The following is a 21,264-nucleotide window of genomic DNA, read 5'->3' on the forward strand; positions in this document are numbered from 1 at the left end:
GTTTTTAAAATCATTTAGTTGTAAAAGCATCATGTAATGCAGACAACTCTCTTTCAAGTGAAACTAACAGTGCTTTTCCTTCACGTTCCTCAACCAAGCCAAGCCTTACAGCAAAGTCTATTTCTCTAGATAGACCAAACATTTGTGTATCTAAAACCTCTTCATAAAGAGGACATTGAGGCATCGTTAAATTATCCATTTGGACTTTAATCAGTTTCATAATCTTATTAGCATCTGCCTTAAGTAATGCAAGTGCTTTTTCTTGGTGATTAACAGCAATCTCAGACGCCAATTTAATCCCTCCGTTTCCGAGCGATTACCCTATTCTATGTATTAATATTAAATCCAATGAGCTAAAAAAGCAAGGACAAACAGACCAAAGTAGAACATTTAAATGAATTTATTCAACATTTATATAGTTCCACTTAATTATACTTAATAAGAGTTATCATGAAATGTGACAAATGATCTCTAAACACTTATACTAGCGTTGTAAGGGGTGTGAAATATGATGGAATCTATTATTATGATAACAGGTAAAGTGAATTACCAAATCACCTTAGATCCTGGTGTGTGGATCTTTGATGATAGAAAAGTTGATTTAACAAGTTATTTCCAAGAAGAAAGAGAAACAAAAGATGAATTAGAAGAATACACGAAAGCTGTTTCTAAACATTGGGAGCGTGAAATAAGAGAAGGTGCCATTCATCCTCCAACTTTAAAAACTGAACGTACATACGAAAAACAGAGGATCTTAAACGGAACATTTGGGATTCCGTTACAACCATTTTTAGAAAATGCAGGCCTTAAAAATGATGCAAAAGAGGTACAATTTATTACAAATGATAATAAGACTTATACTCTCTCCATTAAAGAGGCTCTTGAAGTTATTGTTGGATTTAGCTATAAAGGCAAACCTTTAACAACTGATGGTCCAATACATGTATACTTTGGTGATGGCTCCAATGTGAAAAATCCAATAAAAAACATTAAAAAAATATTCATTGCTTAAGGCTCTTTTCCTAAAATGTTAGTTAATTTATGACTTAGTTAATTCCAAAAAATATTGCTAAATATAAATAGGACATTTTACAAAAAAAAGATGCAACTTGACATACCACTGACTGTCTCTTTTAAAAAGGCCCTGTTAAACTTTGTGGTTGATTTCCGTTACAGGCATTCGCTTTCCGCGGGCGGTCAGGAAGCCTCCTCGGCGCAAGCGCCTGTGGGGTCTCCCTTCGACACGCTTCTCCCGCAGGAGTCTCATGCCTTTCACTCCAATCAACCAAGTGCTAAAAAACAACCTTAAGCTTTAACATAGCGTTTTAAAAAACATCGTGAGTGTTCTGAAAATGAGGATGGCTTAAAGAAGATATGTTGTAACCAACTTCTTTAAGTCATCCTTTTCTTACATCATTTTCACTTCATAACTTGACTTTAGTTATAACAAATCTGCTGCAAGCTGCGCTAAACCAGATCGCTCACCTTTTACAAGTCTAACATGGCCAGCTATTGGCTGATCCTTAAATTTTTCAACTACATAAGTAAGACCATTATTATACTCATCTAAATAAGGATGATCAATTTGTTCAGGGTCACCCATTAATACAATTTTACTACGTTCACCTACACGCGTTAAAATTGTTTTAACTTCGTGTTTTGTTAAATTTTGCGCCTCATCAATGATAATAATTTGTTCAGGGATACTTCTTCCTCTTATATATGTTAAGGCCTCTACTTCTATTGAACCCATACCAGCTAATATCGCATCAAGTTCACCAGGTTTTTTAGTATTAAAAAGATATTCTAGATTATCATAAATCGGCTGCATCCATGGTCTCAACTTTTCTTCCTTTTCTCCAGGTAAAAATCCTAAATCTTTTCCGACAGGGACAATCGGTCTTGCTACAAGTAGCTTTTTATATGAACCTAGATCCTCAGTTTGCATTAGCCCTGCTGCAAGAGCAAGTAATGTTTTACCTGTTCCAGCCTTCCCTATAAGGGTAACTAAAGGCAAGTCCGTTCTAAGAAGAAGCTCGAGCGCCATTGTTTGTTGAACATTTCTGGGTTTTATTCCCCATATGTGATCATGATCAAATACAAGGCGTTGTATTTTCTTCCCAGTCTGATCTACTTTACCAATTGCAGAAGAAGATCCACCTAAAGCATCTTTCATAATGACAAATTGATTAGGGTAAAATGGATGATTTGTAATCTCCGATAAAATCAATTCGCTTTTTTCATAAAATCGATTTAGATTATCACTACTGATGTACAAATCAAGAAAACCAGAGTATATATGATCAATCTCTACCACTCGATCACTTAAAAAATCCTCTGCAATTAAACCAATAGCATCTGCTTTTACACGAACGAGCGTATCTTTACTCACTAGTATGACAGAACAACCATTTTCTTTTGTTTGCTCCTCTAATGATAAGTTTTTTGCTACTGCTAAAATACGATTGTCATTTGTTTTTTCAACAAATATCTCTTGAAGCTGATGAAATGATCTGTGATTTAATTCAATCCTCAGTGAACCACCATTCGGCAAAGGAATTTTTTCGTGGAGCCTCCCTGTTTCTCTTAGTTGATCAATGAGTTTAGAAACTTGTCTTGCATTACGCCCTATTTCATCCATATACCTCTTTTTTGAATCTACCTCTTCTAGAACGACTGCTGGGATGACTACTTCATTTTCTTCGAATGAAAAAATTGAATTCGGATCTTGCAACAATACATTTGTGTCTAAAACATAAATCTTCCTCAAACCTCCGCCTCCTACTCCGTTGCTATTTTTTTATGGAGTGTAACATTTAAGTAATGAAAAAAAGTCAAGCTGTGAATGAAGCGTTGCTAAAATATATGAAAGAATGAATAAAGATAGAAGGTTTATTAGACAATAAAATTAAAAAGCACCAAAAAAACTTGTCTTCACTATTTTACAAAGTGAACATACTAACAAAAAAAGTACGATTTAACACTTAATGAAGTAATATCTCCAAGACAAGCCTTTAAGTTAATGAAAATTAGTTAAGGAGTGATATGATGCAATTTTTTATCAAGGTATTATTGTTAACAGTTCTTGTCTTAACAGGTTGTTCAGCAAATCAAGGTGCCAATCAAACAGATCATTCAAATGATAGCGGCACACCGATAAATGTTAAAAACAGTGTGGAAAAAAATGTAGATCGTAAAACCGGTCAAGAAATATCGAAACATCTCGTTGAATTAGCAAATGATATCCCAGATGTAAACGACGCTACCGCCGTTGTTTTAGGACAATATGCTGTCGTAGGTATTGATGTAAACGCAAAATTAGATCGAAATAAAGTAGAATCCATCAAATACACAGTTGCAGAAAGTCTTATGCATGATCCTTATGGCGCTCGTGCAATTATTATTGCAGATGCTGATACGAATGTAAGACTACGTGAGATGGGAGAAGAAATTCAGAATGGACGCCCAGTTATAGGGATACTTGATGAACTTGCTGCAATAGTTGGTCGATTAGTACCTGAATTGCCAAATGAAATACTTGATAATCAACAAAAGCAACCAACTGAACAAGCTGACGATCAATTAAACAAGAAAGAAGAAAAGTCTCTTGAAAAAGAACAACAAGATCAATCGAATAACCATATGAAGAAATAATAAAGCATTTGAAACCTTAGAATTTGTCTAAGAGCTTTTAATATAAAAGAATGACTGTCCCTTCACTTAAGAATAAGAAACATTTTATGTTCTTAAGATAGGATGGACAGTCATATTCTAACCTTTATTCTTCATTGCTTGTAATACCTGTTTATCTAATTTTTCTGCAGCATTTTCATCATAGGTTTTATCATAATGAGGTTCAACAGATATTCTTGAACCATAAAACATAACATCTCTAACCTCTGAAATCCTCAATTCAATTAATGAAAGCTTTAATGGTATTTCTTCAAGTTTCTCTTCTTTTATATGAGCATTTCCATTTATGGAGTATGTAGATTCATTAGCAATCAGACTTAGCACAATTGCAGGATGTTTTTTTATATTGTCAACAATTCTTGAACGTTGATCTATCGCAAAGAATATACGATGATGATCAGGAGCATAGACCCAAGAAATTGCACTTACATTTGGGGATCCTGTTTCGTAATCAATTGAAGCAATTGTAACAAATCTCTCTTTTTGCAAAGTATTAAATAAAGGATCAATTAAAGATGTCTCAACCTTATTGGCCATTTGAATCCTCCCTTTCCAATTTATACAACTATCATACCCTTTTTTGATATGTGATCCAACCATAAACATTCATTCATTTTTTAAAAAGTCGTGATATACTGATAAGAAAGAAACCTTCCTTGTCCTTAAATGGGTAGGAAGACAAATTATTTCTATGAGGTGTACTTATGAGAGTAAAATGTGTAATATGTGATACTGTTGAAACGATCAACGATGAAACTTTAATAGCTAAACGATTAAGAAATCGTCCAATACATACATATATGTGTAAAACTTGCCACGAACGAATTGAAGAACGAACGAACGATCGTATAGCTACAGGCAATTTCAAACTTTACCGTGATAAAAAGACAGATGATTCATGGTAATATTAAGAAATGGCATATTTATAGGTCTAATTAGTGGTGTTATTCTAGGGTTATTCTTAAAATTTGCTCAAATGATCACAGGAAAAAAAGTTTATACATTATTATTAAACATTGATTTTTTGTACAATAAACCACTTTCTGAAATGATTGAATTTATTTTGCATCTCTTGATCTCATTCATTATTGGGATCATCTTTGTAGCTATATGTGAAATCAAAAAAATCACAAATTTAAAAGCCAGATTTATTTTATCTTTACTACTTACGTTTCCAACTTTCTTTCTATATTTTCCTTTAACCATTCTAGCGATAAAAGAAACACCGAATATAAATGATATTTATGCGATCTTTTTATGGATATTTGCTCATCTAATTTATGCAATAATATTACCTTTAAACTTGAATTTATGGCCTTTTAGAAAAGCAAGTTAATTTAGCTTGTAAAGCTATATTAGAAAGGCTCTTTTCTAAAAGAGTGTATTAAATAGACCTAATTATTAAGTCGAAACATTCGAAATCACCTTAAGCATAAAAAAGGATGAAGATTAAATGAAATCTGTAAATTAGATTATTAAGGTTAATTTCCATTGTTTAAATTTCTTCTCATTAAAAAAGGTTCTGACTAATTTGTCAGAACCTTTTTTTAATTAATTTCATTAGCTTCTTGTTTTTTTGACTGGTGAAGTCTTATTTTGTAAATAATTAAAATAAGGGATGCTACAACAAGTCCTTCTGCAACAGGTAAAAAGATCCCTAAAAATGTTAAAATAGTACAACCAAAAGCTAAAAAAGTATAAATAACAACAGATTTTAAGATAGGAAGTTTTTTAGCGAAACCTAGCTTATATACGAGAACAGAAAGAAAGAAGATCGTTAAATATAACAACCACATTCCTACCTTTGGATGTTCGATTACTTGATATAAACTAGGAAAAAATGAGAGCCTTTCAGATACATCCATTAAAAATCCCTCCTCACACCAGTTTGTAGTAGGAATCTAAGAAGAAGACTGATTCGGTTGTTGTGTTCTCCCCTCTATATTAAACTAGAAAAGAAACAAAACAAGAATCAGTCTACATTTATTTATTTAAACTTAGTTTCCTGCTAATTTTTTCTTTTTGGCAGATTTTTCACGTTCGTTCTTATCAAGAATTTTCTTTCTTAATCTGATCGATTCTGGAGTTAATTCACAATATTCATCATCATTCAAATATTCAAGTGCTTCTTCTAATGACATGATTCTAGGTTTTTTCATGCTATTTGTTTGATCTTTATTAGCAGAACGGATATTTGTTTGTTGTTTCATTTTACAAATATTTACCACTAAATCATTTTCACGAGTATGTTCTCCTACAATCATTCCTTCATAAACATCTACACCAGCGTCAAGGAAGATGATACCACGATCTTCAATACCTTGGATACCATATGTTGTTGATTTACCATTCTCCATTGAAACAAGAACCCCTTGACGACGTCCTCCAACTTGACCCTTTTGCATTGGTTGGTAGCTATCAAACGTATGGTTGATAATTCCAAATCCACGTGTTAGTGACATAAATTCAGTAGAGTATCCAATTAAGCCACGTGCTGGTACATTGAAAATAAGACGAACTTGACCATTTCCATTGTTAATCATATCAATCATTTCACCTTTACGAGCACCGATTGATTCCATTACACCACCAGTATTTTCTTCTGGAACATCTATTTGAACACGTTCAATTGGTTCACATTTTACACCATCAATTTCTTTTACAATAACTTCAGGTTTCGAAACTTGTAGCTCGAATCCTTCACGGCGCATGTTTTCAATTAAAATTGACAAATGAAGTTCTCCACGTCCAGAAACAATCCATGCATCTGGTGAAGCTGTAGGATCAACACGTAAACTTACATCTGTTTGCAATTGAGCCATCAATCTCTCCTCAATTTTACGAGAAGTAACATATTTACCTTCACGACCAGCAAATGGACTATTGTTTACTGCAAATGTCATTTGTAATGTAGGCTCATCAATGCGCAGAATTGGTAGCGCTTCTTGATGTTCTACTGGACATACAGTTTCACCAACATTAATGTCTTCCATTCCTGAAACAGCTACAAGATCTCCGGCAACTGCTTGCTCAATTTCAACACGTCTTAAGCCTTGGAAACCAAATAACTTAGTTACACGGAAATTTTTGATTGTGCCATCAACTTTCATTAATGAAACTTGTTGACCTACTTGCATCGTTCCACGGAATACACGTCCAATTCCAATACGACCAACATAGTCGTTATAGTCAAGTAATGCAACTTGGAACTGAAGCGGCTCGTCTCTATTATCCACAGGTGCTGGGATATGATCCACAACTGCCTCGAATAGTGACTCCATTGTTTCTTCTTGATCGGCTGGATCTGGGCTTGTGCTAGCTGTTCCATTCATTGCTGAAGCAAAAATGACTGGGAATTCTAACTGTTCTTCATTTGCACCAAGCTCAATAAATAAATCTAAAACTTCATCAACAACTTCTGATGGACGTGCAAAATCACGGTCAATTTTATTTACAACGACGATTGGTGTTAAATTCTGTTCTAATGCTTTTTTTAATACAAAACGAGTTTGTGGCATACAACCTTCATATGCATCAACAACCAGTAATACTCCATCTACCATTTTCATGATACGCTCTACTTCTCCACCGAAATCAGCGTGTCCTGGCGTATCCATGATGTTAATACGAGTATCTTTGTAATTAATTGCTGTGTTTTTTGCTAAGATTGTAATTCCACGCTCACGCTCAAGATCATTTGAATCCATTGCACGTTCTGCAACCTGTTCATTAGAACGGAATGTTCCAGATTGATGTAAAAGTTTGTCAACCAGAGTTGTTTTACCATGGTCAACGTGGGCAATAATAGCTATGTTGCGAATATCGTTACGAAGTTTCACAATTTCATCTCCTAAAATATATATATTATAAACATAAGCGTAAACGCCATGGTTAGGCTTTAAAAATAATAATCATAAGTTGAAGGTGCTTATTATCAATCAACCTATGAGTGATTTTTTATTTAACGTAAAAGTGAAAATAATATCCCTAAAGCTCTAGTGTATAGATTACTCTAGGTTACCCTTCAAACACCTACACCTAAAAAATATCGATTTTTCACTTAAAAAAATCAACATCTTCATTATTTCAAAATCACCTTGGATATTATACCATAAACAATGTAGAAAAGCGGAATGTTTTTCTGTAAACTAGAATAAGATACAAAAATTGTCGCAATAGTTGGGAGTTGTCGGATGAATGAAACTAGGAAAGTGGATTTTTCTTGTATTATCCATGTTAGCAGCATTGAGTATGATAGGAATAGGGATTGCTGTAAGTGAACGTAGTATACTTGGCATTATCTTAGCTATAATCGCATTAACTGTAATAATGGGTTCAGGGTTTGTTCTCAAAAAAAGAATGAGAGAAAAGGGCTTAATTTAATCTTTTTCAAATCTTAATTAATTTTTACAATAAAGATATTCCGATCACAAGTGATGAATCCTCCCTGAGTTATTGGAAACTCACTAAATGTTTATATTGAAAGAAGGAGTCATTTTGACCCCTTCTTTTCATTAATTATAGAGGCATAACTGAAATCATATATTTCTTTGAATTCATCTCATCTTTCTCCATTTTAAATTGTTCAAACCCACATTTTGCAAGGAATTGCAACCATCCATCCTGGTGAATTGAACAACCCACATAACAAGCTTTATGACCTTTAGACTTTAGATCATGTCCAATTTCTATAATAATCTCCTTACCCAACCCTTTTAAACGATGACTTGGATGAACGAGTATTGTACCTATCCAAGGTCTTTCATTAGAGGGTGACCATTCCAAATGAAAGCTAATGCCAATAGGTTCATTATTAATTGACCATAGTCTCCATTGACCATTATACATTTGATAGGACAGTAAGTAACGTTCAAGATCATTCTCGTATTCTTCTTCTATTTTCCATATATGACTATCTTCTATCACATACTTAAAAAACTCATGATCAAGCTCATTTAATCCACGAAAAGTTAACTTCTTCACTTGTTAAGATAATCACTTAATATATGATGATGCAAACTACTTTCGCCGACAAAAAATGAGTTTTTAGACACTAAATCAAGATCATTACCATTTAATGTTGATGCAGCGCCGCCTACTTCATTTATTAGAACAAGCCCAGCAGCAAAATCCCAAGGAGCTAATCTCATTGTTAAGTATGCATCTAAACGTCCTGATGCAACATATGCGCACTCTAGAGCAGCAGATCCATATGAGCGAGTTCCGCGTACTTTTTTTACAATTGGTACAATTAAATTATGATCAATTCGTTTATTTTCGGTTACCCAAACAGGATTAATTCCAATAACAGCTTCTTCAATTTTCACTTTTTCAAGCTTTGGAAGAGGTATATCATTCATATAGGCCCCTTCTCCCTTGAACGCATGATAAAGTTCATTATGTACAACATCAAAAATTAACCCTACATAACCAATACCTTCACCATATATACCAACAGATATCGCAAAATTACGTTGTTGATGAACAAAATTCATCGTCCCATCAATAGGGTCAATAATCCAAACCACACCTTCAAGACTCGTTACTTCATCCCCATATCCCTCTTCACCTAAAATACGATGATCTGGATATGTTTGTTGTATTTTCCCAATTAAGTATTGCTCAATTTCTTTATCCATATTTGTGACTAAATCATTTGGATTCGATTTGTATTGAATAGAGAGTGCGGAATCAAAGGATTTTCTAATTATATCTCCTGCTTCCAATACCCATTTTTTTGCCTTTTGATCTATGTCCTTCCAATTCGTTGTCATACATTACCCTCGTTTCTATGTATAAATAGCCCATTCTTCTTTAAGGATACTGTATAGAATTAACGGAAATCAAGTAACAGCCTCTTAGTTGCGCAGATAAAAACGAACCTAAAAGAGGTTCGTTTGTAGATTTAGTTATCTCCTATTATGCCTGGAGCTTCATCCACTCTTTTCGTAATTTTTCTAATTTTTGTTTACATTCTATTTTTTTCTTGTGATCTTTACTTTGCATTGCTTCGTAAAGGGTGGCTAATTCGTAATCAAGTTCAAGTTTCAGCACCCCGATACGTTTGTTATTCATTTTTTGACCACTCGCTTTAACAATTTGTTTCACTTTTTACCGCCCCTTTCACACATTTTTCTTTTGTCTTTTATCTTGTTTGTAGCGATTTCAAGTTGCTTTTTTAATTGTTATATAGCTTTTTTATATCTTATGTTGGTTTAAAAAAAGTTGGAACTAAACCTATGAAATTGTGTATATACCTAATTTATACCACCAGTATTTTAAAACAAAACGTTCTAATATTCTTCCTTATTTCTTATTATCATACCTAAAAAGTTAGGCAGATCATTGTGAATATAAATTTGTTACGTTTATAATAAATAGGTAAAATGATTATTTACAGCTAGGAGGAAAAATCCAATGAACTTTAAAGGGTTTTCAAAAGAAGATTTTGACACATTTACTATAGATGGCCTTGATGAAAGAATGGAGGCAATACGTGATCGAATTCAACCAAAATTCAAAGAAATAGGACAAGCATTAACTGATGATTTATCTGTTACATTACAAAGCGAAATGTTTCTTCATATCGCTAAACACGCAAGAAGAACAGTAAACCCACCTAAAGATACATGGCTAGCTATTGCAGCTAATAAGAGAGGCTACAAACAACACCCTCATTTCCAAGTAGGACTTTTCGATGATCATTTGTTCATTTGGTTAGCATTCATTTACGAATTACCGAATAAAGAAAATATAGCTCAAAATTTCCTTTCAAATATGAAGGAAATAACATCTGTTACAGATGAACATTACTGTATATCTTTAGATCATACAAAGAAAGATGCAAAACCTATTCAAGAAATAAATTTAGAATCATCATTAATAAGATTTAGAGATGTTAAGAAAGCTGAATTCTTAATTGGACGACATTTTAGTATAAATGATCCAATCGTAAAGGATGGAGACAAGCTATATCAAGTTATTCGTGAAACCTTTGAAAACTTGATTCCATTATATAAACTCTCTTTTGAGTAAAAAACAAAGGCTGTTATCATAAACTTTGTTGCTTCAACAACTCCAAGTAAACAGCACTATATAAAGCATAGTGGCATCTTTTCTTCATAGGAAAGTACCTATTTTGCAATAACAACAATGTTTCCACTGTATAATTAGGTCAATTAGCAACAATCTTTCAGAAAAGAGCCATAACAAAAGAGGTTGGGACATATGTATTTTAACAAAATAGAAACCGAACAATGGTTGTAGGTGTAGTTACGCGCTTTAGAAATATACACCGCTAAGCTAATACTTTGTTCGGAATGTTTGTTAATTACTACGTTATGCCCCAGCCTCTTTAAGCTTTATAAAATTTCCAATTACTTTAGATATTCTTTTTCAGCCACGGTAATATGTTATAATTTCATTCTTATTAAACTGGCTTCTTCTTCTTGTTTTGCTTTTTGCATTGCTTTATAGGAAGAATATCCACTTACATCTTCAAATTCGTTACAAATTGTCTTTTCTTCTGCTTTACTTGGGACAATTTCTTTAAACCTACGATAACTACTCATTAATAGATCTCGATCTATTCCTTTTTCATATGCTTTCTCAATACACTCAAAAAACTTTATAACATCAACTGTTTCGTCTGTACTCCAGTCTAAGGAGATAGGGTATTGATAATCCAAGATACTTCCCCCTTTTCATTTCTTATTTCTCATGTAAGCTTAGGTCTTATTATAACCATTTATTGCGGATTTCTTCTGCTTCTAAAATTGTTCTGGTTATAAACTCATTAACAGAAGGGATATCTGAGATCAGACCTACCACTTGACCCGCCCAAGCAAACCCTTCATTAATATTACCATCATAAATATATCTTTTGTTAGCAACTCCACTTATGTAATCTTTGAGTTCTTCATAACCTCCATGATTTCTCTCAATATCAATAATTTTTTCTGTCCATTTATTAGCAAGTGCTCTTGCAGGTGCACCGAGAGACTTCTTAATAACAATTGTACTGTTCTCATCTCCATTTATTAAAGTATCTTTGTAAATATCATGGGCATGAACGCACTCCTTTGTTGCAATAAACCTTGTGCCCATTTCTATTCCTTCAGCACCTAAACTTAACGCAGCCATCAACCCTCTACCATCACCGATTCCTCCTGAAGCAATAACAGGAATGGATACAGCATCAACAACTTGAGGTACTAATACCATTGTACCTGTATCATTTCTTCCTAAATGTCCTCCTCCTTCTTGACCTACAACCATCACTGCATCTGCTCCGAGTTCCTCCGCTTTAATTGCTTGTCGCTTAGCTGCAACTAACACAAGCTTCTTTACATCTGCCCCTTTAAGTATATTAAAAACAGGGGCTGGATTTCCACCAGTCATAGAAATAACTGGTACCTTTTCCTCCAGAGCCACTTCAATTAGCTTTTCATATCCTTGGCCATATTGACCAATAGCAAAATTCACTCCGAAAGGTTTTGTTGTCTTTGTTCTAACCAATTTAATCTCTCTTCTTAAAGCCTCTTCTGTACCTAATGACATTGCAGTAATTTGACCTAATCCACCTGCATTTGAAACTGCAGCAGCTAACTCTGAATAAGCTAAATAAGCTAATCCACCTTGTATAATTGGATATTTCACATCAAGAAGTTCAGTTATTTTTGTATTCCAGTTCATTTTCATACCCCCTATACAAAATGTAATTCGTTTTCTCTATCGAATATCCTCTTTCAATTTTGGAAAGGCTTAAAACAAAATAAGGCTAAAACCTTTTAAGAAAGTGTTTATTTATTTTAATCCGCTTTGGAGCTTTTTTGTTCATCTAGTAGAGGATACAGTAATCAACTGAATCTTGAATAAAGGCTGTTTTCGCAAACTTTGTTGCTTATAGAACACGAAGAAATCAGCACTTTATAAAATAGTAGCCTTTATGCGAAAATACACTGTTTCTCCTACATATCTTGGTTACATTGCAACATCCTTTCAGAAAAGAGCCTAAATAAATAATCTTTGTTTTTTAGGAAAAGGCTAGGACATAACTTAAGTGATTAACAAAAATTCCGAATATGTAATTGTTTAGCGGAGTTTATTTCAAGACCGACGTGAACTACTCCTTCAACCATTGTTTGGTTTCTGTTTTCGTTAGGCTGTTTTCGTAAACTTTGTTGCTTTAACAACTCCAAGTAAACAGCACTATATAAAGCATAGTAGCATCTTTTTTTCATAGAATAGTACCTATTTTGCTATAACACAATGTTTCCACTGCATAATAATTAGGTCAATTAGCAACTATCTTTCAGAAAAGAGCCTTTTGTTAAAATACTTTTGTCCCAACCTTGTTTCATATAATCGTTTAAGAAAAGTAACATTTTCTAACAAAAGAACTTTTTTTATTGACTGTCATTATTGATAACGGTATAATTCATTTGTTTTAATAAATATACAGAATTCGACACTACAAGATAAAAAAGTTTTTTCATATGACAAAAGATCACAATTTACATATAAAGCCAATCGTTTCTCAAAAGAAACATTTTAACATTTGAAAACAACCGTCATAAGTAAGAAACTATTACTGAAAAAGAAGGTGGGAACAACATTGTCACAAAATGATACACCATTATTCACTGGACTAGTCCAGCATGCTAAAAAAAATCCAATTCAGTTTCATATTCCTGGTCATAAAAAAGGTGCAGGCATTGATCCTGAATTCAGAAAATTCATTGGAGAAAATGCGTTATCAATTGATTTAATAAACATTGGTCCTTTAGATGACTTACATGCACCTAAAGGAATGATTAAAGAAGCACAAGAACTTGCTGCAGAAGCCTTTGGTGCTGATCATACATTTTTCTCTGTTCAAGGAACAAGTGGTGCTATTATGACAATGGTCATGGCGGTTTGTGGACCTGGTGACAAAATTATCGTACCAAGAAATGTTCATAAATCAGTAATGTCAGCAATTGTCTTTTCAGGTGCCACACCAATATTTATTCATCCTGAAATTGATAAAAATTTAGGAATTTCTCATGGAATTACAACAGATTCTGTTGAAAGAGCACTTGAACAACATCCTGATGCTAAAGGTGTACTTGTTATAAACCCAACATATTTTGGCATATCTGCTGACTTGAAACGCATTGTTGAAATTGCCCATTCATACTCTGTACCTGTTCTAGTTGATGAAGCACATGGAGTTCATATTCACTTTCACGAAGACTTGCCTTTAAGCGCGATGCAAGCTGGTGCAGACATGGCAGCAACAAGTGTTCATAAACTAGGTGGCTCTATGACACAAAGTTCTGTATTAAATGTGAGAGAAGGACTAGTCTCACCCCAGCGTGTACAATCGATCTTGAGCATGATGACAACAACTTCTACATCATACTTGCTATTAGCTTCACTTGATGTCGCAAGAAAGCGATTAGCAACAGAAGGTAAAGAACTAATTGAAAAAACCATTCAATTAGCAAACTACACTAGAGATAAAATTAATGAAATTCCGAACATATACTGTATAGGTAAAGAAATTCTTGGAACAAAAGCAACTATTGACTATGATCCAACAAAGTTAATCATACCTGTTTATGGGCTAGGAATAACTGGTTACGATGTTGAAAACTGGCTTCGCGAAAACTATCAAATAGAAGTCGAATTATCAGACATATATAACGTTTTATGTATTATTACACCAGGAGATACAAAAAATGAAGTAGATACTCTAATAAAGGCATTACAAGAGCTATCAGCTGAATTTGGTTCAAATGATTATAGTAACAAAAATGACAATAAAGAAAGAATCTTTTTACCTGATATACCTGTTTTGGCACTAACACCACGAGATGCTTTTTATTCTGAAACTGAAACTGTTTCTATAGAAGAATCTGCCGGTAGAATCATTGCAGAGTTTATCATGGTTTACCCACCAGGGATACCGATTTTTATACCAGGAGAAATTATTACGGAAGAAAATTTAGCATATATAAAGAAAAATTTAGAGGTTGGATTACCTGTTCAAGGACCTGAAGATCCTACACTGAATAAAATAAGAGTGATAAAAGAACACCGAGCAATTAGATAATCAAGGATTCTTTTCTTACCCCTTATGTATGCCTAAATTAAATGTGAGATACTTTAGGTTTGTACTAGGACCTAAACACATTAATTGTTATTTTGCAGACCAAATGAATTGATTTGGTCTCTTTTTTATTAGGCTCTGTTAAACTTTGTGGTTGATTTCCGTTACAGGCATTCGCTTTCCGCGTGCGGTCCGGAAGCCTCCTCGGCGCAAGCGCCTGTGGGGTCTCCCTTCGACACGCTTCTCCCGCAGGAGTCTCATACCTTTCACTCCAATCAACAAAGTTAAAAATCAACCTTAAGCTTTAACATAGCCTTTTATTATGTGCTTTTTGGTTAATTATTCTTTTCTAAAGGACAAGACTGAGCCGTCTTGGGATCTAAACTCACCCGAGCTTTAAAACATAGCTATTACATAAACAAAGCACTCAACAATTAATTTGAGTGCTTTGTTACCCCTTTAATTCTATATTAACCCCTTATTTGACCTTGACTACATTCTTTTCCTGTTGATTTATGCAATCAATGTGATTGCATTTACCATACAATGTTGTCACCTTTTCAACTTCAATTTGACCGATAGTAGAGCTGCAGTGTTGACAAACGATTGTTCCCATCTCCATACCCCTTTTCAATCATAATTTTCAAACACTTTCTAAATCTTTCACGCTTTGAAAGCGTTTTATATCTGATAATTATATATTAATATGTCATACTAATTAAGTCAATAATTAATTTGTATAACACATTCATTATTTTTGTTCTCTTTTTAGTGTTTAATATTCTTGATATAAGATAATCCTCATTTTTAAAATTGTTAGAAAAAAGAAACTACTTTTTTCATTTATAAAAAGGCTCTGTCAAAGCATCTGTAACAGTACCTATAGAAAAAAGCCATTTATTTTTCAAATTGAACATAAAGTTCAACTTTTTAAATAAATGGCGTTTATCACTTTTTAAATAGTTACTTGAATTTTTTCTTTGCTGCCGCTAAATCTTTCACAATTGTTTCAAACGCATTTTGTGACAATATCGAGGAATCCTTCTCATAACTTTGAACAATATATTCAAAATCCTCTATTGCCGTTTGAGTTCGATGAAACACAGATTCAGGCATACGCAAGCTTACATTTCCACGTAAAATACGAACTGTAATATTCGAGGGAGCTTTCGATACCGCTTTATCAAGGATCTCTAATCCAGCTAAAGCAAATTTTTTCTTATCTTTTGGCATTGGTGTATCTCTTGCCAATAAAGCTGATGCACTTCCGTAGTAAGCCAATGCTTCAACATGAGATGGATTTTCTTGATTTAATTCTTTTAGTAAGTCATAAGCTTGACTAGTTGATTTTCGATTTCCCTTTACTGCTTTATGATATGTTTCTATAGCTTCAGCTAAACGTTTTTGCCATTCTTGATTCAATAAAATCACTCCTAGTTTCTTGTATTCCGTTTATATTTATTTCTGTTAAACTTTATTGTTAATTTCCGTTATAGTTATATACTTTCTGCGGAATATATTCAATTCGATTAACAGACTGAAATCAAGATTGAGCATTAAGATAGCTTTATATTTAGAAACTCCTTAAATGCTAAATTCTGATCTTCTTTCGCAAGCTTATCCCACACTTCTTTTGCTTTATGTGAATAATATTTACGCTCATAAATAGTACCGAGGTCTGCTAACACCTGTAAATATTGATCTCTAGTTATATTAATTTGTTCTTCACTATTTTCAAAGATTTTAATAACTGTTTCAAAATCTTTAATAATTTTATCATTACAATGAAAAAAACTATCAGGAAGAGGTAAAAGAATGTTCGCTCTTTTTAAATATAAATCAATGTGTTCCACACTATAATTTGGTAAAGCCTGATCAAGTTTTTTTAAGCCTTTCATCGTAACACGAAACAATTCATAAGAATCATGACAATACTTTCCGAGTAAAGTTAATGATGCAGCATAATAAAATTTTGCAATTGAACAATCAGAATTTTGTTTACTCGCTAAATCCCAAACCTCAACAGCTTGATTTGCTGCTTTTTCACTCCCACTAACGCCTAATTCATGCAAAGTATGACCTATAGAGTATAGTTCTTTAATTGAATCGATTGAAAGATTATTAATATCTACTTCCTCAAATGAAAAAACCTCAATACATTTATTTGCTTCTTTTGCCAATTTTGAGTGTGGCGAGAATTTAACAAGCTTATTCCAAGTTTGAATAGCCTCCTCCACCATTCCCAATTTAGTAAAGCATTGACCTAGTACTAATAAAATTTCTTGATATTGTTGCATACTAAAAATACTAGAATCCTTTTCAAATTCAGATGCTAAATAATGAAAATCTCTTGCAGCAGTAGACGTACGATAAAAGAAAAATTCAGGTAACCTATAGCTTTGGAACGCACGAACTAAACGAATATTATAAAAATTAGGGTAATCACTTACTAACTTATCTAGACTTTGGGATGTTTTAATAGCAGTTGTAAACAATTCTACATACCCTGCTGATTGGAGCGTAGACTTCATCGATCTACAATGTGTAATAAAAGCTTCAATCGTTGGATCTGCTGGAATCTGTTTTTCTAGTTCAAGAAATTGCTCGGTCACCTTATGCAGTGATGTTTCATTACCATCAATTGCAGATTTATAAAGAGAGATCAGCTCTTCTTTAATAAATATAGGCTTTATGTCTTCGATGTTTGTTTCATTGTTATTACTATCTCTCAGTCTAGGAAGTTGGTAAGATGGTTCTAATTCTTTTACTTTATTTGCATACTTCTTGGCAAAGTAATTTTTACCTAACCTCTCATTTGCGGTTACTAAGCTTTTCATCACATCAACATAAAGAGATTCAGGTATTGCATGTGGATTTTTTTCATACAACTCAACAATATGTTCAAAATCCTCAATAGCTGTTTGCGTTCTTCTAAAACGATTCTCAGGCAGGTTATTTGCAACATTCCCACGCAACATTCTTATTAATGGATTAGACGCGTCCTTCAATACAGCAATATCAAGAAGTTTTAATCCCTCATTTGCATATTTACCTTTTTCTCTTAAATTTATCTCATCTCTAGCAAGTAATGCTTTTACTGCCCCTAAATAAGCCATCAATTCGGTATCTTGGGGTTGATCGTGTAATAGACTATTAAATAGAGAGTGTGCTTCTTTCCCAGCATCTTTTTTTCCACTAATTGCATGATAGTATAATTCAATTGCTCTATCGAAAAATTCCTCACGTTGATCGTCATCCACTATTGTTATTTCAGTATTGTTATTCTCATCTGATGAATCACCTTTTCTTTTCATCATATAGTTATCAAACCTCCTTATATAAAATATATTGGCGTGATCAAAAATACATTGTTAATCTATGTGAATGAGTTTAAAGAAGTGCTAGACAATACAAAATACTATGAATTAGTCTACATACAAAAGTAGTATGTTTTTATACATTCAACTCTTCAACTAGTTATAACCAACACAATGCAAAAAACCTTTACTTTCTTACAAAAAAAAACCACCTAATCGGCGGCTTGATAATCTGTTAAGAAATTTTAATTTTAGTTGGATCTATAATTGTATAACCCTTACTTTTTAGTCCTTCAATTATTTTGGGTAATGCCTTATTTGTCCATTCTCTATCATGCATTAAAAGGTTACTTCCATTTGTTAAAAGTGGGGTATTCACCATAATATCAGCTAATGCATCTTTGTTCATATAATCTTCTTCCCAATCATACCCATAGGACCAATTCATTAATAACATTCCTTGCTCAGCAACAAGTTTCTTACTATAATCTGTGTTACTTCCAAAAGGTGCACGGAAGAATTTTGGTTTTTCACCAGTTATTGCTTCAATCTGATGATTTAACTCGATAATTTCTTTGTATTGATCTTTTTCTGATAAGTTCTTTAAATTACTATGTGACATCGTATGATTACCTATTGGAAAACCAAGATCATATATTTCTTTGAGCAACTTTTTTTTCTCTTCAGACTGTATAAAATGCCCATTCACAAAAAAGATAGCTTTTACCTTGTTATCTTTTAAAGTTTTGGCCATTTCTAAAGAAAACTTATCTGGTGCATCATCAATTGTAAGAAGAACCAATTTCCCTTCAGCTTCCTTATCAATAGGTTCAACTGTCCAATTCGTATTATTCAAAGTATAGAGAGGTATTTCCTCACTCTCTTCCTCAATAGTTATTTCTTCAACTTGTTCTTCACCATCTTCAGTAGAATCTTCTACTAATTTTTCATCACTTTTGTTTTCCTTCTCCGTTATCTCTGACACATCCGAAGTTTCTTTTACATCAGAAGTTTCAGAATCCATGGTAGAGCAACTTGCTAAAAAAAATAGTAAAATGACACTTTGTCCAATCATTAAAAATAAAGTTTTCTTCATCATTAACATCTCCTAGGAAAGTTTTCTTTGTTTAGTATATATTCTCTTACCTTGTCTCACTATAAGGAATGTGAATAGCCAAAATTTCTATCTTGTTTACATATGTATCAATCAAAGGAGTGTAATTAATCAAATGAAAATGAAGTTTACCCCCGTTTTTATTATATCTGTTATTGTAACATCTCTGTTTATTCTCTGGGGACTAATTCCCGAAAGTGTTTTACCTAATGGAAATATCTCTAATGTTACTTCAATAATCCAAACATTTATTATTGAAAAATTTGGCTGGTTTTACTTATTATCAGCAACATTTTTTCTCATTTTTGCAATCAGCTTAATTTTCTCGAAATATGGCAACATAAAATTAGGAAAAGATACAGATGTTCCAGAATACTCTTATTTAACTTGGTTTGCGATGCTGTTTAGTGCAGGCATGGGAATTGGTTTAGTGTTTTGGGGTGTATCAGAGCCTATCTTTCATTATAGTGGTCCTCCAACTGGTGAAGGTTTCACAGATCAATCTGCACGAGATTCTCTTCGCTATTCCTTTTTCCATTGGGGGTTTCATCCCTGGGCAATTTATTCTACTATTGCATTAGCTTTAGCATATTTCACATTTCGAAAAGAACAAAATGGAGTTATGAGCAATATCTTACGACCTTTACTCGGTGATAAGGTTGATGGTAAAACAGGAATATTAATTAACTTTATAGCTGTTTTTGCTACTGTCTTTGGTGTTGCTACTTCGTTAGGGTTTGGTGCTGCACAAATTAGTGGGGGTATTTCTTATTTAGTAGATGGTATAGAAAACAATTTCACTACACAACTAATCATTATTCTTATAGTGACCGTTTTATTTATGCTTTCAGCTCAAACTGGTTTAAATAAAGGAATTAAATATTTAAGTAATCTTAATGTCATTTTAGCCATTTCACTCATGTTATTTTTACTCTTTGCAGGTCCTACAAATTTTATAATGGACCTTTTTACAACTACTTTAGGAAGCTACCTTCAGAACCTCCCATCCATGAGTTTTAGAATGACACCTTTTCAAATTGATAACACCTGGGTTCAAGATTGGACAATCTTTTATTGGGCATGGTGGATTTCATGGGCTCCTTTTGTAGGAACATTTATTGCGAGAATCTCTAGAGGAAGAACAATTCGAGAGTTTATTATTGGAGTTCTTGCCGTTCCAACTGTTTTTGGAGCATTATGGTTTTCAGTATTTGGAGGATCTGCCATCTTTTTAGATTATTTTCAAAATGCACCTATTGTTGATATAGTCAATGAACAAGGAAAAGAAGTTGCCTTGTTTGCCGTTTTAGATTATTTCCCGCTCGGTACATTTATGTCAATAATCGCTATATTCTTAATAAGCACATTTTTTATTACATCTGCTGACTCAGCTACATTTGTTCTAGGAATGCAGACAACCAATGGCCAGTTGAATCCTCCTAACCGAATTAAATTCATTTGGGGTATTATCCAATCTGCTTCAGCAGCTATACTTCTGTGGTCGGGTGGATTAAATGCATTACAAACTTCGGCCATTATTGCTGCTCTTCCATTTGCAGTTATCATGATTTTAATGGTATTTTCACTGTTAAAATCATTGAAAGAAGAAAAAATTATACGGAAATAAACTGAGAGATAAAAGATGGTAATAAAGGGTACCAATATTGGTACTCTTTTTTGAGATTTAATTTTAGTAGCAACTGGATTATTCAGTAAGATATTATAGAATATAAAACGAGAAATTCGAATAGTTGATTTCCTAAGAAATATAAAATAAAAGATAAACCAGATAATAAAAGTGCTTTCTTTTTAAACCCTATAATATGTAAAGCGAATAAATAGGATAAATAAAAAAATAGGACAAACAAAATTCCCTTTGCAATATATCCGTCTTTTTTTGACAACCACTCAATTATGTTATAACCAGCCCATAAGAGAACCTGAACACAGGTTATGACTGGCCAACTATATTTCATACCCTTCGCCTCCTTCTTACTCCTTTAAATTAGTCTATGCATGAATATTTCTATTCATATCAATTGTTT

Annotated in this window: 23 protein-coding genes; 8 read left to right on the forward strand and 15 right to left on the reverse strand. The window is 33.2% G+C overall.

From position 1 onward, the window contains the following. Positions 1 to 10: 10 nt before the first annotated feature. Entirely contained in the window at positions 11 to 292 is a 282-nt protein-coding gene (locus tag LC076_RS02460; RefSeq protein ID WP_146946853.1) for a YlaN family protein, read from the reverse strand. 219 nt (positions 293 to 511) lie between these two features. Between LC076_RS02460 and LC076_RS02465 the strand changes: the two genes are divergently transcribed. Continuing rightward, positions 512 to 1,012, forward strand: a complete 501-nt coding sequence (locus LC076_RS02465) for a peptidyl-prolyl cis-trans isomerase (RefSeq protein ID WP_226666165.1) — start codon at positions 512 to 514, stop codon at positions 1,010 to 1,012. A gap of 429 nt (positions 1,013 to 1,441) precedes the next feature. Here LC076_RS02465 and LC076_RS02470 read toward each other — a convergent pair whose 3' ends face one another. Next, a complete protein-coding gene (locus LC076_RS02470; protein WP_226665903.1) occupies positions 1,442 to 2,770 on the reverse strand; it encodes a PhoH family protein in 1,329 nt (442 codons plus the stop codon). Between the two features lie 278 nt (positions 2,771 to 3,048). Here LC076_RS02470 and LC076_RS02475 point away from each other — a divergent pair, with 278 nt between their 5' ends. Further along, positions 3,049 to 3,654, forward strand: coding sequence for a YhcN/YlaJ family sporulation lipoprotein (locus tag LC076_RS02475; RefSeq protein WP_226665905.1), 606 nt, complete (start codon positions 3,049 to 3,051; stop codon positions 3,652 to 3,654). A 117-nt stretch (positions 3,655 to 3,771) separates the two neighbouring features. On the opposite strand, the gene LC076_RS02480 is transcribed toward LC076_RS02475, so the two are convergent. Continuing rightward, the gene (locus LC076_RS02480; protein WP_226665907.1) at positions 3,772 to 4,230 is read right to left on the reverse strand and encodes a pyridoxamine 5'-phosphate oxidase family protein; all 459 of its coding nucleotides are present in this window, start codon (positions 4,228 to 4,230) and stop codon (positions 3,772 to 3,774) included. A gap of 167 nt (positions 4,231 to 4,397) precedes the next feature. On the opposite strand from LC076_RS02480, the gene LC076_RS02485 reads away from it, so the two are divergent. Continuing rightward, positions 4,398 to 4,598, forward strand: coding sequence for a YlaI family protein (locus LC076_RS02485; protein ID WP_226665909.1), 201 nt, complete (start codon positions 4,398 to 4,400; stop codon positions 4,596 to 4,598). After that, a complete protein-coding gene (locus LC076_RS02490; RefSeq protein WP_226665910.1) occupies positions 4,592 to 5,029 on the forward strand; it encodes a hypothetical protein in 438 nt (145 codons plus the stop codon). Before LC076_RS02485 ends, LC076_RS02490 begins: the two co-directional genes overlap by 7 nt. 211 nt (positions 5,030 to 5,240) lie before the next feature. Here LC076_RS02490 and LC076_RS02495 read toward each other — a convergent pair whose 3' ends face one another. Both LC076_RS02495 and typA read right to left on the reverse strand, forming a co-directional pair. Next, positions 5,241 to 5,558: a YlaH-like family protein gene (locus LC076_RS02495; RefSeq protein WP_226665912.1), complete on the reverse strand. Its 318-nt coding sequence runs from the start codon at positions 5,556 to 5,558 to the stop codon at positions 5,241 to 5,243. 132 nt (positions 5,559 to 5,690) lie between these two features. Then, a complete protein-coding gene (typA, locus tag LC076_RS02500) occupies positions 5,691 to 7,532 on the reverse strand; it encodes a translational GTPase TypA (protein WP_226665913.1) in 1,842 nt (613 codons plus the stop codon). A 358-nt stretch (positions 7,533 to 7,890) separates the two neighbouring features. Between typA and LC076_RS02505 the strand changes: the two genes are divergently transcribed. Continuing rightward, positions 7,891 to 8,076, forward strand: a complete 186-nt coding sequence (locus LC076_RS02505; protein WP_226665915.1) for a DUF5325 family protein — start codon at positions 7,891 to 7,893, stop codon at positions 8,074 to 8,076. A gap of 135 nt (positions 8,077 to 8,211) precedes the next feature. Here the strand turns inward: LC076_RS02505 and LC076_RS02510 are convergent, their stop codons facing one another. The 3 genes from LC076_RS02510 to LC076_RS02520 form a co-directional block, all read right to left on the reverse strand. Next, positions 8,212 to 8,676: a GNAT family N-acetyltransferase gene (locus tag LC076_RS02510; protein WP_226665917.1), complete on the reverse strand. Its 465-nt coding sequence runs from the start codon at positions 8,674 to 8,676 to the stop codon at positions 8,212 to 8,214. Continuing rightward, positions 8,673 to 9,467, reverse strand: coding sequence for an inositol monophosphatase family protein (locus LC076_RS02515; protein WP_226665918.1), 795 nt, complete (start codon positions 9,465 to 9,467; stop codon positions 8,673 to 8,675). Before LC076_RS02515 ends, LC076_RS02510 begins: the two co-directional genes overlap by 4 nt. A gap of 145 nt (positions 9,468 to 9,612) precedes the next feature. After that, a complete protein-coding gene (locus LC076_RS02520; RefSeq protein ID WP_226665920.1) occupies positions 9,613 to 9,801 on the reverse strand; it encodes a hypothetical protein in 189 nt (62 codons plus the stop codon). Between the two features lie 309 nt (positions 9,802 to 10,110). On the opposite strand from LC076_RS02520, the gene LC076_RS02525 reads away from it, so the two are divergent. Then, a complete protein-coding gene (locus LC076_RS02525) occupies positions 10,111 to 10,728 on the forward strand; it encodes a YktB family protein (protein ID WP_226665921.1) in 618 nt (205 codons plus the stop codon). A gap of 377 nt (positions 10,729 to 11,105) precedes the next feature. Here LC076_RS02525 and LC076_RS02530 read toward each other — a convergent pair whose 3' ends face one another. Together LC076_RS02530 and LC076_RS02535 are read right to left on the reverse strand one after the other, a co-directional pair. Beyond that, positions 11,106 to 11,381, reverse strand: a complete 276-nt coding sequence (locus LC076_RS02530; protein WP_226665923.1) for a UPF0223 family protein — start codon at positions 11,379 to 11,381, stop codon at positions 11,106 to 11,108. 49 nt (positions 11,382 to 11,430) lie between these two features. After that, positions 11,431 to 12,387 carry an NAD(P)H-dependent flavin oxidoreductase gene (locus LC076_RS02535; protein ID WP_226665925.1) on the reverse strand — a complete coding sequence of 319 codons (957 nt, stop codon included), beginning with the start codon at positions 12,385 to 12,387 and terminating at the stop codon, positions 11,431 to 11,433. Between the two features lie 922 nt (positions 12,388 to 13,309). Here LC076_RS02535 and LC076_RS02540 point away from each other — a divergent pair. Further along, positions 13,310 to 14,791 (forward strand): aminotransferase class I/II-fold pyridoxal phosphate-dependent enzyme, encoded by a 1,482-nt coding sequence (locus tag LC076_RS02540; RefSeq protein ID WP_226665926.1) that lies wholly within the window; start codon positions 13,310 to 13,312, stop codon positions 14,789 to 14,791. Positions 14,792 to 15,266: 475 nt separating this feature from the next. Here LC076_RS02540 and LC076_RS02545 read toward each other — a convergent pair whose 3' ends face one another. From LC076_RS02545 to LC076_RS02560, 4 genes are all read right to left on the reverse strand, one after another. Beyond that, on the reverse strand, positions 15,267 to 15,410 hold the full coding sequence (locus LC076_RS02545; RefSeq protein ID WP_413465926.1) for a GapA-binding peptide SR1P: 144 nt from the start codon (positions 15,408 to 15,410) through the stop codon (positions 15,267 to 15,269). A gap of 341 nt (positions 15,411 to 15,751) precedes the next feature. Next, entirely contained in the window at positions 15,752 to 16,210 is a 459-nt protein-coding gene (locus LC076_RS02550) for a hypothetical protein (RefSeq protein WP_226665929.1), read from the reverse strand. A 134-nt stretch (positions 16,211 to 16,344) separates the two neighbouring features. After that, positions 16,345 to 18,105 carry a hypothetical protein gene (locus LC076_RS02555; protein ID WP_226665930.1) on the reverse strand — a complete coding sequence of 587 codons (1,761 nt, stop codon included), beginning with the start codon at positions 18,103 to 18,105 and terminating at the stop codon, positions 16,345 to 16,347. Between the two features lie 235 nt (positions 18,106 to 18,340). Beyond that, on the reverse strand, positions 18,341 to 19,201 hold the full coding sequence (locus tag LC076_RS02560; RefSeq protein ID WP_226665931.1) for a polysaccharide deacetylase family protein: 861 nt from the start codon (positions 19,199 to 19,201) through the stop codon (positions 18,341 to 18,343). 133 nt (positions 19,202 to 19,334) lie between these two features. Between LC076_RS02560 and LC076_RS02565 the strand changes: the two genes are divergently transcribed. Continuing rightward, positions 19,335 to 20,846, forward strand: coding sequence for a glycine betaine uptake BCCT transporter (locus LC076_RS02565; protein WP_226665932.1), 1,512 nt, complete (start codon positions 19,335 to 19,337; stop codon positions 20,844 to 20,846). 82 nt (positions 20,847 to 20,928) lie between these two features. Here the strand turns inward: LC076_RS02565 and LC076_RS02570 are convergent, their stop codons facing one another. Then, positions 20,929 to 21,195: a hypothetical protein gene (locus tag LC076_RS02570; RefSeq protein WP_226665933.1), complete on the reverse strand. Its 267-nt coding sequence runs from the start codon at positions 21,193 to 21,195 to the stop codon at positions 20,929 to 20,931. Between the last annotated feature and the right edge of the window lie 69 nt (positions 21,196 to 21,264).

The organism is Metabacillus litoralis (genome assembly GCF_020524045.1).
GTDB lineage: Bacteria > Bacillota > Bacilli > Bacillales > Bacillaceae > Metabacillus > Metabacillus litoralis_C.

Coding starts and splice junctions, on each gene's coding strand:
- LC076_RS02465 (WP_226666165.1), top strand. CDS start 512: ATGGAATCTATTATTATGATAACAGGTAAAGTGAATTACCAAATCACC.
- LC076_RS02475 (WP_226665905.1), top strand. CDS start 3,049: ATGCAATTTTTTATCAAGGTATTATTGTTAACAGTTCTTGTCTTAACA.
- LC076_RS02480 (WP_226665907.1), bottom strand. CDS start 4,230: ATGGCCAATAAGGTTGAGACATCTTTAATTGATCCTTTATTTAATACT.
- LC076_RS02485 (WP_226665909.1), top strand. CDS start 4,398: ATGAGAGTAAAATGTGTAATATGTGATACTGTTGAAACGATCAACGAT.
- LC076_RS02490 (WP_226665910.1), top strand. CDS start 4,592: ATGGTAATATTAAGAAATGGCATATTTATAGGTCTAATTAGTGGTGTT.
- LC076_RS02495 (WP_226665912.1), bottom strand. CDS start 5,558: ATGGATGTATCTGAAAGGCTCTCATTTTTTCCTAGTTTATATCAAGTA.
- LC076_RS02505 (WP_226665915.1), top strand. CDS start 7,891: ATGAAACTAGGAAAGTGGATTTTTCTTGTATTATCCATGTTAGCAGCA.
- LC076_RS02515 (WP_226665918.1), bottom strand. CDS start 9,467: ATGACAACGAATTGGAAGGACATAGATCAAAAGGCAAAAAAATGGGTA.
- LC076_RS02525 (WP_226665921.1), top strand. CDS start 10,111: ATGAACTTTAAAGGGTTTTCAAAAGAAGATTTTGACACATTTACTATA.
- LC076_RS02535 (WP_226665925.1), bottom strand. CDS start 12,387: ATGAACTGGAATACAAAAATAACTGAACTTCTTGATGTGAAATATCCA.
- LC076_RS02545 (WP_413465926.1), bottom strand. CDS start 15,410: ATGGAGATGGGAACAATCGTTTGTCAACACTGCAGCTCTACTATCGGT.
- LC076_RS02555 (WP_226665930.1), bottom strand. CDS start 18,105: ATGATGAAAAGAAAAGGTGATTCATCAGATGAGAATAACAATACTGAA.
- LC076_RS02560 (WP_226665931.1), bottom strand. CDS start 19,201: ATGAAGAAAACTTTATTTTTAATGATTGGACAAAGTGTCATTTTACTA.
- LC076_RS02565 (WP_226665932.1), top strand. CDS start 19,335: ATGAAAATGAAGTTTACCCCCGTTTTTATTATATCTGTTATTGTAACA.
- LC076_RS02570 (WP_226665933.1), bottom strand. CDS start 21,195: ATGAAATATAGTTGGCCAGTCATAACCTGTGTTCAGGTTCTCTTATGG.